The sequence below is a fragment of the Streptomyces sp. NPDC085481 genome, assembly GCF_044541845.1.
GTDB lineage: Bacteria > Actinomycetota > Actinomycetes > Streptomycetales > Streptomycetaceae > Streptomyces.
The window spans coordinates 118,364-131,518 of record NZ_JBITTJ010000017.1; the positions used below are offsets into that span (position 1 = coordinate 118,364).

The following is a 13,155-nucleotide window of genomic DNA, read 5'->3' on the forward strand; positions in this document are numbered from 1 at the left end:
GCCCAGAGCGTAGATCGTTACGGCGGGCGTGGCCGCCCCGTACCTTCGCGGCATGGACCTCGTAGAGATCACTCCTCGTCTGTACATGCTGCGCTTCTCCATCGGCCAGGCATATGTGTGGCGGGACGACACGGAACTGACCCTGATCGACGCCGGGTGGGTGGGCTCGGCGCCGGAGATCGAGTCGGCGTTGCGCGGGGCGGGCCTCGACCCGTCCCGCATACGCCGGATCGTGCTCACCCACTGCCACCGCGACCACGTGGGCTCGGCGCAGGAGCTGGCCGACCGCTTCGGTGCGGAGATCCTGGCGCACGCGCTGGACGCCCCGGTGATCCGGGGCGAGCTGCCGGTGCCCGAGCCGGATCTGCTCGACTGGGAACTGCCGCTGTACGAGCACGGGCTGACCGTTCCCGAGGCCCCGCCGACCCGGGTGGACCGCGAGGTCGCGGACGGCGAGGAGCTGGGCTTCGGCGACGGTGCGGTCGTCGTCCACACCCCGGGCCATACCGCGGGCTCGATCGCGGTCCATCTCCCCCGGCACGGCGTGCTGTTCACCGGTGACACGGTGGCGACGGACCAGGGCGTGACCTTCGGCGTCTTCCACGTGGACCGGGCCGAGGCGATGACCTCCCTCGGCCGGCTCGCGGAACTGCGGCCGTCGGTGCTGTGCTGCGGGCACGGCGAGCCGGTGACGGCCGAGGCGACGGAGCAACTGACGAAGGCGGCGGCCGGCTAGGGGGGTCGTGTCATGACCCGCCGGACAGGCCCCCGATCCCCGTCCGCCGGAACCGCGCGCGCCGGCCCCCGTCCCTCGAAACCGGCGGCGCTGAGGCCCGGCGCCGGCTGCCCGCGCCCTGGCGCCTCAGCCGACCGGTGTGCCGGCCTCCAGATTGAGGACGGTGCCGCGTTCGCGGGCACGCAGGGCCCAGCGGAGGCGTTGGTAGCGGACGGGGGGGAGCAGGTCGGCGGCCTCCTCCTCGGTGACGAAGCGCCAGGCGCGCAGTTCGGCGCCGGGCAGGAGGAGGCGGTCAGCGTCGGCGGCGGGCAGCAGGCCGCCGTCGAAGAGGAGCCGGAGTCCGCCGTAGCCGGGCGGCTGGGGGCGCTCCCAGTCGACGAGCAGCAGGCGGGGTACGGCGTCGAGTTCGAGGCCTATCTCCTCGGCGACCTCGCGCATGCCGGCGCGGGCGGGCGGCTCGCCGGGTTCGACGACGCCGCCGGGGAACTCCCAGCCGGGTTTGTACGTCGGGTCGACGAGCAGGAAGCGGTCGTGCTCGTCGAAGAGCAGGACGCCCGCGGCCAGGGTCTCGCCGGTGGGTTCGGGGGTCTGGACGATGCCGCAGGGCGCGGCGTGGCCGGCGTCGAGGGCGTCGGCGACCGCCCGCGCGGTCTCCGCGGCGGTGCGGGCCGAGTTGTCCACGACGTAGGCGTCGGCGCCGAGCCAGCCGTCGACGGCGGCCCGGAAGAGGGCGATGTGATCGTGGCACCAGCGGCGGGCGCGGGCCTTCGCACCGTCGTCGCCGGGGTGCTCGACCCGGTCGTCGATCCGCCGGCGCAGGATCGTTTCCTCCGGAGCGAGCAGGACATGCCGCACCTCGATCCGGCGGGCGGCGAGGCCGCCGAAGATCTCGTCCCGGTACTCCTGCCGCAGCAGGGTCATCGGCACCACGAGCACCCCGCCGACCTCGGCGAGCAGCGCTGCGGCGGTGTCCACGACGAGCCGGCGCCAGATCGGCAGGTCCTGGAAGTCGCTCACCTCGGCGAGACGTTTCTGCGGCACGAGCCGGCTCAACGCTCCGCCGGTGAGCTCGGGGTCGTACAGCGTGCTGTTCGGGATCAGATCGACCAGCTCGCGCGCGGTGCTCGTCTTCCCCGCACCGAACGCACCGTTGATCCAGACGATCACGATTCCCCCTCCTCGGTTGCCCCCTGTGGCTTGCCCGCAACACCCTGCCACGGAAACCCCCGCGGGGAGCAGCGGGGGAACCGGGGACGCCCCCGTCGCGTAACACATCGCGACGGACCGTCGTTGGAGACGGCGAGCACGAGGGGGTGCGGAGATGAGTCGTACGGTTCTGGAGCGGTTTCCCGCGGGAGGTCCGCGGGGCAGTCTGCCCGCCGAGGAGTTCGCGAGCGCACGGCGTGACGAGGGCCTCGCGGCGCGGGTGGTGATGGACCTGGAGACGGACGCGTTCCTGGTGATCGTGGAGCAGCGTTCGGCGGAGCGGGTACCGGGCTGAGGACAGCGCCCCGTCAGGGGGTTCAGCGCCCTACCGGTTCCTCCACCGCCGCGCGCGGGGTCACGGCCGCCGCGGCCCCGAGAAGGCCCGCGTCCGTGCCGGTCAGGGCGGGGACGACGGTCAGGTCCTGGACGAAGGAGAGGGTGGCGTAGGAGCGCAGGCTGCGCCGCAGCGGGGCGAAGAGGACCTCGCCCGCGCCGGCCACTCCCCCGCCGACGACGGCGATGTCGATCTCCACGAGGGTGGCGGTGGCGGCGATTCCGGCGGCGAGCGCCTGTGCGGCGCGCTCGAAGGAGGCGACGGCCACCGGGTCACCCGCGCGGGCCGCTGCGGCCACCGCGGCGGCGGAGGCGTCGCCGTCGGGGCCCGGACGCCAGCCGTTCTCCAGGGCGCGGCGGGCGATGTGCGGGCCGCTGGCGATCCTTTCGACGCAGCCGCGGCCGCCGCAGGCGCAGGGCTCGCCGTCGAGGTCGACGCTGATGTGGCCGATGTGACCGGCATTGCCGGTGGGGCCAGGGTGGACGCGCCCGCCGAGGACGAGACCGCCGCCGACACCCGTGGAGACGACGAGGCACAGCGCGTTGTCGTGGCCGCGGGCCGCGCCCTGCCAGTGTTCGGCGGCCGTCATGGCGACGCCGTCGCCGACGAGGGTGACGGGGCGGCCGCCGGCCGCCCGCTGGACTCGTTCGACGAGCGGAAAGGCCCGCCATCCGGGGACGTTGACCGGGCTGACCGTGCCGAGGGAGGCGTCGACGGGCCCGGCGCTGCCGACGCCGACGGCGCCCGCCGAGTCCCAGAGGGGTGAGCGGGCGAGCTCGTCGAGGACCGCCCCGACGGCCCTCATCACCGTCTCGCCGTCCTCCCGCGCGGGCGTGGGCCGCTGTGCCCGCACCAGGATCCGGCCGCCGCCGTCGACCAGCGCTCCGGCGATCTTGGTGCCGCCGATGTCGAGGGCGACGACAAGGCCGGTGACGAGGTCGGTAGGCATGGGCTCGTGTCTCCATCGGGGCAGGCGGACGGAACGTGGGTGTGACCTACAGTCTTCCCCGCTCTGACAACGTTGTCCAGGGCCTATGCTCGACAGCAACGAGATCGAGACGCACGTGATCGCGGGATCACGCACCCGACGGAGGAACCGCACACCGTGGCCGACATCGCCCGCCGCCCCGAGCACCGCTACGGCAATCGGCCCACCATGAAGGACGTCGCCGCCCGGGCGGGCGTCGGGCTCAAGACCGTCTCACGGGTCGTCAACGGGGAGCCGGGCGTCACGCCCGACACCGAACGGCGCGTGCAGGAGGCGATCGACTCGCTCGGCTTCCGCCGCAACGACAGCGCGCGCGTGCTGCGCAAGGGGCGTACGGCGTCGGTCGGTCTGGTCCTCGAAGACCTGGCCGACCCGTTCTACGGCCCCCTCAGCCGCGCCGTCGAGGAGGTCGCCCGGGCGCACGGGGCACTGCTCATCAACGGCTCCAGCGCGGAGGACCCCGACCGGGAGCAGGAACTGGCGCTGGCGCTCTGCGCGCGGCGCGTCGACGGACTGATCGTCATCCCGGCGGGCACCGACCACCGTTATCTGGAGCCGGAGATACGGGCGGGCGTCGCCACCGTCTTCGTCGACCGCCCGGCGGGCGGGATCGACGCGGACGTCGTGCTCTCCGACAGCTTCGGCGGCGCGCGGGCGGGCGTGGCGCATCTGATCGCCCACGGCCACCGCCGGATCGGCTTCATCGGCGACCGGCCCCGCATCCACACGGCCACCGAGCGGCTGCGCGGCTACCGGGCGGCGATGGAGGACGCGGAGCTGGACGTGGCCGACGCGTGGGTGTCGCTCGGGCCGACGGACCCGGTGCGGGTGGCGCGGGCGGCGGAGGCGATGCTGTCGGGTCCCGAGCCGGTGACGGCGCTGTTCGCGGGCAACAACCGGGTGACGGTGACGGCGGTACGCGTGCTCGCCGGGCGCGAACGGCCGGTCGCCCTCGTCGGTTTCGACGACATCGAGCTCGCGGATCTGCTGGGCATCACGGTCATCGCGCAGGACGCGGCTGCGCTCGGACGGACGGCGGCCGAGTTGCTCTTCCGGCGCCTCGACGGGGCCGACGAGGCGCCGTCGACGGTGGTGCTCGGGACGACGCTGATCGCCCGGGGCTCGGGCGAGATCGCGCCGCCTGAGGTCTAGGCGCCCCCAGGCCCTGTCGCACAGCGCGGCCACCGGGCCCCCTGACGACCCAGGCGCTGGCCTTCTCTTGACGCTCTTGATCATTCCGCCAAGAATCGCCCGGGAATCCACGGGGAATCGACCGGACGTGTGACGGGGAGATCATGACAAGGCTACGTACCTTCATCGTGCTGGCGGCCACGCTGCTGGGCCTGACGGTGTGGACCGCGCCCGCCGGAACGGCGAGCGCGGCCGCCGGAACGGCCTCCGGCTCCGTCGGGACGAGCGCCGCGTCCGGCACGGCGACGTACAAGATCTGGCAGTGGAACATCGCCGGCCATGCGATCAACCGCGGGTCGACCGACAACGGACTCGTGAAGGCGATCCTCGGGTCGGTGAGCTACCGGAACCCCGACTTCATCGCCCTCAACGAGGTCTGTCCCGACCAGTACCGGGCCATCCTCAAGGGCCTGCAGGACGCCGGATGGCCGCAGAGCCCGACCAACTTCGCCCGGTTCGAGCCCATGCCCGACGTGGACGCCGATCTGTGCGGGAACGACGGCGGCGGCCCCGATCAGGACCCGTACGGCGTCGCCGTGTTCAGCCGCTTCCCGCCCAGCGGCACCGACCGGATCACCCTGCCGTACGACGGGGACAAGGCCCGCAAGCTGCTCTGCACGCCCCTCGCCACCCAGCCGGGCAGCCCCAGGTTCTGCACCACGCACATCACCTTCAAGAGCGCGCACAAGCAGGCCCAACTCGACGCGGTGCGCGCCAAGATGGAGGAGTGGACGGCGGCGGGCGGCACGGTGATCACCGCGGGGGACTTCAACGTCCAGCCCCATGACCCGCTGCTCGACGCCTGGTACGCGCCGTCCGTCGCCACCGCCGCCAACGCGGGCAACACCGGTCTGTTCCGCGAACTCGACGACCTGGATCCGCTGTGCCCCGGCTGGGGCGAGCAGACCACCGAGGGCACGCTGGCCGGCGCGTGCGGGCAGCCCGCCAAGGTGGACCTGGCCTTCGCGGCGGAGAGCCGCCTGGTCTCCTACGGGGCGGACGCCCACCCCATCGCCCAGGACCGCTGCCTCAACGGTGCCGGGACCGCGTACATCGCCTGCTCCGACCACCGCATCGTCGACGCCACGGTGACCGTCACCACTCCGTAGCCGCCGGCGTGCGAGGTGACGAGGTCACAGCTCCGTGGGCTGTGACCTCGTCGCGTGCGGGGGCGGGTACGGGCCCTAGCAGACGGGCAGGCCCGGGAGGGGCTGGTCGTTGTCGCCGCCCTTGAGGTACACGACGCTGACGTAGACGTTCGTGTTGCCGCTGTCGTCGTCGGTCCTGGCCCACCAGACGTTGGTCCACTGGCCGTAGGTCTCGCGGCGGCCCAGGTCGACCTGGCAGTAGAAGTAGTTCGTCCCGGCGTTGAGGACGCCCATCTCGCCGCCGCCGTGGCTGTACGTCTTGGCGGTGCGCCACACCTGGCAGTCGTACCTGCCGCCGCCCTTGGAGAAGCACACGGGCGTGGGCTGCGGTGGCGTTCCGCCACCGCCGGTGGTCGTGGTGGAGGCGCCGGTGGTTCCGCCCCCGCCGGCCGCAGCGCCGGTGGTGCCTCCGGTGCCCCCGCCCGTCGTCGTACGGCCGCCCGCCCCGCCCGGCAGAGGCGCCTTCGTGGTTGCCGGGGCCGACGGGGACGCGGAGTCCTTCGCGCCGTCCTTCGAGGGCGTCGCGGACGCGGACGGGCTCCCGGTGGCGCTCGCCCCGGTCCCGGGGGCACCCGGGTCGAGGACCCGGCCGGGGTCGGCGCCGGGGCTCGTCGGCGCCTGCCCGCCGGCCAGTTGCTCGTGCTCCGTACCGCCTTCGCGGTCCAGCAGGGCGTACGTGACACCCCCGCCGGCCAGCAGGACGGCGGCGGTCGCGGCGGCGACCAGCACGGACGAGCGCTTGCGGCGGGGGCTCTCGGTCTGCCGCGTCGGCGTGCCCGCACCCGCGTACGGAGCGGGCGCGCCACCCACCGGCGCGCCACCCACCGACGCGCCACCCACCGGCGGGACACCCGCCTGCCCCGTCGCGGCAGACGCCGGGGGCACGGCCGGGCCGAAGCCCTCGGGGCGGGGCGGCACGGCGGTGGGCTCGGTCGGCACCCAGAGATGCGCCGGGACGGTCGGCGCTGCGACCGGGGCGGTGGGCGACCCGACCGGGCCGGCCTCCGCCGCGGTGGGTGCGCCGGGCGCCGTCGGCGTCGCCTGGGGGTTCGCCGGCGCGGGCTCGGCAGGAGTGTGCCCCCCGGCCACGGCGGTCAGCAGGCGCGCCGCCGTCCGTGCGTCGGGGCGCTGGGCCGGGTCCTTGTGCAGGAGCCGGGGCAGGACCGGACCGAGCGGACCCGCGCGGTGCGACTCGGGCAGCGCTTCCGTGACGATGGCGTTCAGGGTCGACCAGGTCGAGGTGCGGCGGAAGGGCGAGGCGCCCTCGACGGCCGCGTACAGGGTGGCGCCGAGCGCCCACACGTCGGAGGCGGGGCCCGGCTGTTGGCCCTGGGCGCGCTCGGGGGCCAGGTAGTCGAGCGAGCCGACGATCTCGCCGCTGCGCGTGAGGTGGGTGGCCGAGCCGTCGCCGGGGTCGTCCATCGCGGCGATGCCGAAGTCGGTGAGGACCACGCGTCCGCTCCGGTCGAGCAGCACGTTGCCCGGCTTCACGTCGCGGTGGAGCACCCCCGCGTCGTGCGCGGCGGCCAGTGCCTCCAGGACGGCGGCGCCGATGGCCGCGACCTCCCGTGGCTCCATGGGGCCGCGCTCGCTGAGGACGCCCTCGAGCGACGGCCCGTCGACGAGCTCCATGACGATGACGGGGCGGCCCTGATGGTCGGTCACGTCGTGGACGGCGACGACTCCGGGATGGCGGACCCGCGCCGCCGCGCGCGCCTCGCGCTGCATCCGGAGCCGCAGGTCGTCCAGCTCGGGCCCCGAGGCGTCGTTGTACGTCCGCAGTTCCTTGACGGCCACCTCGCGGCCGAGGACCTCGTCGACCGCGCACCAGACGACTCCCATGCCGCCGCGGCCGAGCCGGCGTACGACCCTGTAGCGGCCGGCGAGCCGCTCGTACTCCCCCGAAGACACCGGTGCCCCGTTCTCTGTCGGCTGTGCTGAACGCGTACAGAGTACGGGGCGCGGGTGACGGCCCCGTGCGGGCCGCCGTGGCTACTGGGCGGTCGCCGTCAGGTCGCCTCGGCGCGGGGCGGCGAAGCGGTCCAGGTCGGCGCGGGTCAGGCCGGTGAGGGCGTCGACCTCGGCGGTGTCGAGGGCGCCGCAGTCGATGCCGCGCAGCAGGTAGGAGCTCAGGGCCTTGGCGGTGGCGGGCTCGTCCATGACGTCGCCGCCCGCGTGGTTGGCGTAGGCCGACAGGCGCTTGGCGGCGGCCTGGAAGCCCTCGCGGTAGAAGGCGAAGACAGCGGCGTAGCGGGTGGGGATGTGGCCGGGGTGCATGTCCCAGCCCTGGTAGTACGCGCGGGCGAGGGCGCGGCGGGTGAGGCCGTAGTGGAGCTTCCAGGCCTCGTGGACGTGCGCGGTGGAGCCGATCGGCAGCACGTTGGTGGAGCCGTCGGACACACGTACGCCGGTGCCGGCGGCGGCGACCTGCATGATCGCCTTGGCGTGGTCGGCGGCGGGGTGGTCGCTGGCCTGGTAGGCGGCGGAGACGCCGAGGCAGGCGCTGTAGTCGAAGGTGCCGTAGTGCAGGCCGGTGGCGCGGCCCTCGGCGGCGTCGATCATGCGGGCGACGGTGGCGGTGCCGTCGGCGGCGAGGATGGCCTGGCTGGTCTCGATCTGGATCTCGAAGCCGAGGCGTCCTTCGTCGAGGCCGTGGGCCTTCTCGAAGGCTTCGAGGAGCCGGACGAAGGCGGAGACCTGCTCGGGGTAGGTGACCTTGGGGAGGGTGAGGACGAGGCCGTCGGGCAGTCCGCCGTTCTCCATGAGGCCGGTGAGGAAGACGTCGGTGGTGCGGATGCCGCGGTCGCGTACGGCGGCCTCCATGCACTTCATGCGGATGCCCATGTACGGGGCGGCGCTGAGGTCCGCGTACGCCTCGGTGATGATCCGGGCGGCGCGGGCGGCGTCGTGGTCCTCGTCGGTGCCGGCGTAGCCGTCCTCGAAGTCGACCCGCAGGTCCTCGATGGGCTCGCGCTCCAGCTTGGCGCGTACGCGGCCGTAGACGTCCTCGGCGAGGTCGTCGGCGAGGCCGAGGACGGCGGCGAAGGTGGCGGCGTCGGGGGCGTGCTCGTCGAGGGCGGCGAGGGCCTGGTCGCCCCAGGAGCGGATGGTTCCGGCGTCGAAGAGGTTGCCGGGGACGTAGACGGTGTGGACGGGCTGGCGGGTGCCGGGGTCTCCCGGGTAGCGCCGGTCGAGCTCCGCGTCCACGCCGGTGAGGGAGGCGCTGATGCCCTCGCTGACCGCGCCGGCGAGGCTCGTCGACACCTTCTCCTGCTGACCCATCCCAGATCCTCCTGTTTTCCGCTTCACGGAATCAACAATCCGTATAGCGAAGTTAGTAGTCCGGCTCCACTTGCGTCAATGGGTGTCCGAAACGGCCGGGGGCCGCGCGGTGAAGATCACCACGCGGCCCCCGGACCGTAGAAGAACCGCAGGTCAGGCCTTGCGGGCCCGGACCTCGTCGGTCAGCTGCGGCACGACGTCGAACAGGTCGCCCACCACGCCGTAGTCGACCAGGTCGAAGATCGGGGCCTCGGCGTCCTTGTTGATGGCCACGATGGTCTTCGAGGTCTGCATACCCGCGCGGTGCTGGATCGCACCGGAGATGCCGGAGGCGATGTACAGCTGCGGCGAGACCGACTTGCCGGTCTGGCCGACCTGGTTGGAGTGCGGGTACCAGCCGGCGTCGACGGCGGCGCGGGAGGCGCCGACGGCGGCACCGAGGGAGTCGGCGAGCGCCTCGATGATCGCGAAGTTCTCGGCGCCGTTGACGCCGCGGCCGCCGGAGACCACGATCGCGGCCTCGGTCAGCTCGGGGCGGCCGGTCGACTCGCGCGGGGTGCGGGCGACGACCTTGGCGCCCTGGGCCTTCTCCGAGAAGGAGACGGCGAGCGCCTCGACGGCGCCGGCGGCCGGCGCGGCCTCCACGGGGGCCGAGTTCGGCTTGACCGTGATGACCGGGGTGCCCTTGGAGACACGGGACTTGGTGGTGAAGGAGGCGGCGAACGCGGACTGCGTCGCGACCGGGCCCTCGTCACCGGCCTCCAGGTCGATGGCGTCGGTGATGATGCCGGAGCCGATGCGCACCGCGAGGCGGGCGGCGATCTCCTTGCCCTCGGCGGAGGACGGGACGAGCACGGCGGCCGGGGACACGGCGTCGTACGCGGCCTGCAGGGCCTCCACCTTGGGGACGACGAGGTACTCGGCGAACTCGGGCGCGTCGGCGGTCAGGACCTTGACGGCGCCGTGCTCGGCGAGGGCCGCGGCGGTGTCGGCGGCGCCGTTGCCGAGCGCGACGGCGACGGGCTCGCCGAGGCGGCGGGCCAGGGTCAGCAGCTCGAGGGTGGGCTTGCGGACGGCTCCGTCGACGTGGTCGACGTAGACGAGAATCTCAGCCATGGGACTTCAATCTCCTGCGGAAGGAAGGGGGACGGCCTGGGTGGGCAGCGGGCTCGCGCGAGCCTTTAGATGAACTTCTGGCTCGCGAGGAACTCGGCCAGCTGCTTGCCGCCCTCACCCTCGTCCTTGACGATCGTGCCCGCGGTGCGCGCCGGGCGCTCGGCGGCCGAGTCGACCTGGGTCCAGGAGCCCTCAAGGCCGACCTCCTCGGCCTCGATGTCGAGGTCGGAGAGGTCCAGGGACTCCACCGGCTTCTTCTTGGCGGCCATGATGCCCTTGAAGGACGGGTAGCGGGCCTCGCCCGACTGGTCCGTCACGGACACGACGGCCGGCAGCGCGGCCTCCAGCTGCTCGGAGGCGGTGTCGCCGTCGCGGCGGCCCTTCACGGTGCCGTCCTCGACCTTGACCTCGGAGAGCAGGGTGACCTGCGGGACGCCAAGGCGCTCGGCGAGGATGGCCGGGAGGACACCCATGGTGCCGTCGGTGGAGGCCATGCCGGCGATGACCAGGTCGTAGCCGGTCTTCTCGATCGCCTTGGCGAGGACCAGCGAGGTGCCCATGACGTCGGTGCCGTGCAGATCGTCGTCCTCGACGTGGACGGCCTTGTCGGCGCCCATCGAAAGCGCCTTGCGCAGCGCGTCCTTGGCGTCCTCGGGGCCGACCGTCAGCACGGTGACCTCGGCGTCGTCGGCCTCTTCGGCGATCTGCAGCGCCTGCTCGACGGCGTACTCGTCGAGCTCGGACAGCAGACCGTCGACGTCGTCGCGGTCGACGGTCAGGTCATCGGCGAACTTCCGGTCGCCCGTGGCGTCCGGCACGTACTTCACACAGACAACGATCCTCAAGCTCACGCCGGCTCTCCTACTGCTTCTCATAACTGGGCTGCGTTCTTGCTCGCAGCATAGGCGCCTGAAGGGCGGGTTTCCGATCGGGGCGCCAGACGCCCCGACCGGAATATTACTCGTCAGTACAGCCAGTTCGTTACCCCTGAGCAAGCGCTCAGCCGTGTGACCTTGACAACGCCCCCGCGGGGGCTCGCACGGGAACTCTCAGTCGCGCAGAGCGTTGAAGCGACCCTGGTGGTAGAGCAGGGGCCGGCCCGCTCCGTCCGGGTCGCCGGCGACGGCCTCGGCTATGACGATCCGGTGGTCACCGGCCGGTACCCGGGCCACCACCCGGCACACCAGCCAGGCCAGCACGCCGTCCAGCACCGGGACGCCCTCCGGGCCGCGGCTCCAGCGGGTGGGGGCGGCGAAGCGGTCGGCGCCGCTGCGGGCGAAGGTGGCGGCCAGCTCCTGCTGGTGTTCGCCGAGTATGTGGACGCCGATGTGCCCGGCCTCGGACACCACGGGCCAGCTGGAGGAGCCGGTCCCCACGCCGAAGGAGATCAGCGGAGGTTCGGCGGCGACGGAGCTGAGCGAGGTGGCCGTGAAACCGACCGGGCGCTCGCCGTGCGCGGTGATCACGGCGACGCCGGCGGCGTGCTGCCGGAAGACGGAACGGAGCAGGTCGGGCGAGGCCTGCCGGGGTGCGCCGAGGGAGGGAATCGTCGGGAGCGTGTGGAGCTCGGGCGAGACCGTCATGGAATTGTCCTTCTGCGAGGGCGGCGTGGAAGAGGTCGCGGATTCGTCAGACACCCGGACAGCGCGCGCTCGCGTTGCGGGCCAGGTCGACATGGGCCCGCCCGTAGAGAAGGAGTTCTGAGGGCACCGTGCAAGCCTGGCGATCGGTGGCTTGTGCAGTCAAGTGCGTACCGGGATGTGGGAGATGCGTCACCGCTGCGGACCCGGCTGCGGGCAGGGCTTCGGACCCCGCTGCGAACCCCGCTGCGACCCCCGCTTCGGACACCTCGTCAGACCGCCTGGCCGAGCGCGGCGATGACATCGGCCTTGCGGGGCTGCCCGGCGGCCCTGCGCACGATCCGGCCCGCCCGGTCGAGCACGAGCACGGTGGGCGTACGGACGATGCCGAGGTCCCGTACGAGGTCCAGGCGCTCCTCGGCGTCGATCTCGACGTGGCCGACGCCCTCGACCATGGCGGCGACCTCGGCGAGCGTCCTCCGGGTGGCCCGGCAGGGCTGGCAGAAGGCGGTGGAGAACTGGACCAGGGTGGCCCGCTCCCCCAGCTCGGCGCCCAGTGCCGACGCGCCCACGACCTCGGTCATTCCTCGTCCTCCTCGTGTGGTCCGTACGGTGGTACGTGACGGTCGTCCGTACGGTGTGCAGCGTCGCGCGACGCCGATCGATTCCCGCCACGACCACCGGGAGTGACGAGAATCTCCCCGTACGAAGCCGTCAGGACTGGTCACCAGCCCCCACATGGGGCACGATCTGCCCAAAGCCGAAAACCTACGGCCGCGTAACTTCGCCGGGAGAACCCTCCCCAGGCACAGACGAAGGGTTCCTACCAGATGGCAGAGCTCGTCTATCGGCCGGTCATCGGCGCCGCACTGACCATGTTCAAGGCGCTGGACCTCAAGATCGACACTCAGGGTTCGCACCACATCCCCCGCCAGGGCGGGGCGGTGATCGTGAGCAACCACATCAGCTATCTGGACTTCATCTTCACCGGTCTGGCCGCACTGCCGCAGAAGCGCCTGGTGCGCTTCATGGCCAAGGAGTCGGTGTTCCGGCACAAGGTGTCCGGACCGCTGATGCGGGCGATGAAGCACATCCCGGTGGACCGCGCGCAGGGCGAGCAGGCGTACGAGCACGCGCTGAAGGCGCTGCGGTCGGGCGAGCTCGTGGGCGTCTTCCCGGAGGCGACCATCTCGCAGTCCTTCACGCTCAAGAGCTTCAAGTCCGGTGCCGCGCGGCTCGCCCAGGAGGCGGGCGTCCCGCTGATCCCGATGGCGCTGTGGGGCACCCAGCGGCTGTGGACCAAGGGGCGGCCGCGGAACTTCAGGCGCAGCCACATCCCGGTCACCATCCGGGTCGGCGAGCCGATGGAGGCGCCGGCCGACCAGTACGCGGGGGCCATCACCCGGCGGCTGCGCGGGCGGGTCCAGGAGCTCCTGGAGGCCGCGCAGCGCGCGTACCCCGTGCGCCCCAAGGACGCGGGAGACACCTGGTGGGTGCCCGCGCACCTCGGGGGCACGGCGCCGACGCCGGAAGAGGTCAAGGACGCCGAGAAGTAGGCGCCCGGCGGTCGGACG

At 73.0% G+C, this 13,155-nt stretch carries 13 protein-coding genes; 5 read left to right on the forward strand and 8 right to left on the reverse strand.

Going from position 1 to position 13,155, the window contains the following annotated elements; translation table 11 throughout:
- The first annotated feature begins 52 nt into the window (after positions 1 to 52).
- Positions 53 to 736, forward strand: a complete 684-nt coding sequence (locus ACIGEZ_RS29805; RefSeq protein ID WP_399837098.1) for an MBL fold metallo-hydrolase — start codon at positions 53 to 55, stop codon at positions 734 to 736.
- A gap of 126 nt (positions 737 to 862) precedes the next feature.
- Here ACIGEZ_RS29805 and ACIGEZ_RS29810 read toward each other — a convergent pair whose 3' ends face one another.
- On the reverse strand, positions 863 to 1,903 hold the full coding sequence (locus ACIGEZ_RS29810; protein WP_399837100.1) for an NUDIX domain-containing protein: 1,041 nt from the start codon (positions 1,901 to 1,903) through the stop codon (positions 863 to 865).
- A gap of 154 nt (positions 1,904 to 2,057) precedes the next feature.
- Here ACIGEZ_RS29810 and ACIGEZ_RS29815 point away from each other — a divergent pair, with 154 nt between their 5' ends.
- Positions 2,058 to 2,237, forward strand: a complete 180-nt coding sequence (locus ACIGEZ_RS29815) for a hypothetical protein (RefSeq protein ID WP_399837103.1) — start codon at positions 2,058 to 2,060, stop codon at positions 2,235 to 2,237.
- 22 nt (positions 2,238 to 2,259) lie between these two features.
- Here ACIGEZ_RS29815 and ACIGEZ_RS29820 read toward each other — a convergent pair whose 3' ends face one another.
- The gene (locus tag ACIGEZ_RS29820; protein WP_399837105.1) at positions 2,260 to 3,225 is read right to left on the reverse strand and encodes an ROK family protein; all 966 of its coding nucleotides are present in this window, start codon (positions 3,223 to 3,225) and stop codon (positions 2,260 to 2,262) included.
- Between the two features lie 156 nt (positions 3,226 to 3,381).
- Here ACIGEZ_RS29820 and ACIGEZ_RS29825 point away from each other — a divergent pair, with 156 nt between their 5' ends.
- Positions 3,382 to 4,416: a LacI family DNA-binding transcriptional regulator gene (locus ACIGEZ_RS29825; RefSeq protein WP_399837108.1), complete on the forward strand. Its 1,035-nt coding sequence runs from the start codon at positions 3,382 to 3,384 to the stop codon at positions 4,414 to 4,416.
- Between the two features lie 143 nt (positions 4,417 to 4,559).
- Positions 4,560 to 5,564, forward strand: a complete 1,005-nt coding sequence (locus ACIGEZ_RS29830; protein ID WP_399837111.1) for an endonuclease/exonuclease/phosphatase family protein — start codon at positions 4,560 to 4,562, stop codon at positions 5,562 to 5,564.
- A gap of 75 nt (positions 5,565 to 5,639) precedes the next feature.
- Here the strand turns inward: ACIGEZ_RS29830 and ACIGEZ_RS29835 are convergent, their stop codons facing one another.
- From ACIGEZ_RS29835 to ACIGEZ_RS29860, 6 genes are all read right to left on the reverse strand, one after another.
- Positions 5,640 to 7,514, reverse strand: a complete 1,875-nt coding sequence (locus ACIGEZ_RS29835) for a protein kinase (protein ID WP_399837113.1) — start codon at positions 7,512 to 7,514, stop codon at positions 5,640 to 5,642.
- Between the two features lie 81 nt (positions 7,515 to 7,595).
- Entirely contained in the window at positions 7,596 to 8,885 is a 1,290-nt protein-coding gene (locus ACIGEZ_RS29840) for a DUF6986 family protein (RefSeq protein WP_399837115.1), read from the reverse strand.
- Positions 8,886 to 9,038: 153 nt separating this feature from the next.
- Positions 9,039 to 10,001, reverse strand: coding sequence for an electron transfer flavoprotein subunit alpha/FixB family protein (locus ACIGEZ_RS29845; protein ID WP_399837118.1), 963 nt, complete (start codon positions 9,999 to 10,001; stop codon positions 9,039 to 9,041).
- A gap of 65 nt (positions 10,002 to 10,066) precedes the next feature.
- Positions 10,067 to 10,852, reverse strand: coding sequence for an electron transfer flavoprotein subunit beta/FixA family protein (locus tag ACIGEZ_RS29850; RefSeq protein ID WP_399837120.1), 786 nt, complete (start codon positions 10,850 to 10,852; stop codon positions 10,067 to 10,069).
- A gap of 198 nt (positions 10,853 to 11,050) precedes the next feature.
- Positions 11,051 to 11,584, reverse strand: a complete 534-nt coding sequence (locus tag ACIGEZ_RS29855; protein WP_399837122.1) for a flavin reductase family protein — start codon at positions 11,582 to 11,584, stop codon at positions 11,051 to 11,053.
- Positions 11,585 to 11,853: 269 nt separating this feature from the next.
- Entirely contained in the window at positions 11,854 to 12,165 is a 312-nt protein-coding gene (locus ACIGEZ_RS29860) for a TlpA family protein disulfide reductase (RefSeq protein WP_399837125.1), read from the reverse strand.
- A 246-nt stretch (positions 12,166 to 12,411) separates the two neighbouring features.
- Between ACIGEZ_RS29860 and ACIGEZ_RS29865 the strand changes: the two genes are divergently transcribed.
- A complete protein-coding gene (locus tag ACIGEZ_RS29865) occupies positions 12,412 to 13,137 on the forward strand; it encodes a lysophospholipid acyltransferase family protein (protein WP_399837128.1) in 726 nt (241 codons plus the stop codon).
- Positions 13,138 to 13,155: the final 18 nt, after the last annotated feature.

Excerpts from the sequence above, each read along its gene's own strand:
- ACIGEZ_RS29830 (WP_399837111.1), top strand. The coding sequence starts at position 4,560 with ATGACAAGGCTACGTACCTTCATCGTGCTGGCGGCCACGCTGCTGGGC.
- ACIGEZ_RS29865 (WP_399837128.1), top strand. The coding sequence starts at position 12,412 with ATGGCAGAGCTCGTCTATCGGCCGGTCATCGGCGCCGCACTGACCATG.
- ACIGEZ_RS29860 (WP_399837125.1), bottom strand. The coding sequence starts at position 12,165 with ATGACCGAGGTCGTGGGCGCGTCGGCACTGGGCGCCGAGCTGGGGGAG.
- ACIGEZ_RS29815 (WP_399837103.1), top strand. The coding sequence starts at position 2,058 with ATGAGTCGTACGGTTCTGGAGCGGTTTCCCGCGGGAGGTCCGCGGGGC.
- ACIGEZ_RS29845 (WP_399837118.1), bottom strand. The coding sequence starts at position 10,001 with ATGGCTGAGATTCTCGTCTACGTCGACCACGTCGACGGAGCCGTCCGC.
- ACIGEZ_RS29855 (WP_399837122.1), bottom strand. The coding sequence starts at position 11,584 with ATGACGGTCTCGCCCGAGCTCCACACGCTCCCGACGATTCCCTCCCTC.
- ACIGEZ_RS29840 (WP_399837115.1), bottom strand. The coding sequence starts at position 8,885 with ATGGGTCAGCAGGAGAAGGTGTCGACGAGCCTCGCCGGCGCGGTCAGC.
- ACIGEZ_RS29805 (WP_399837098.1), top strand. The coding sequence starts at position 53 with ATGGACCTCGTAGAGATCACTCCTCGTCTGTACATGCTGCGCTTCTCC.
- ACIGEZ_RS29820 (WP_399837105.1), bottom strand. The coding sequence starts at position 3,225 with ATGCCTACCGACCTCGTCACCGGCCTTGTCGTCGCCCTCGACATCGGC.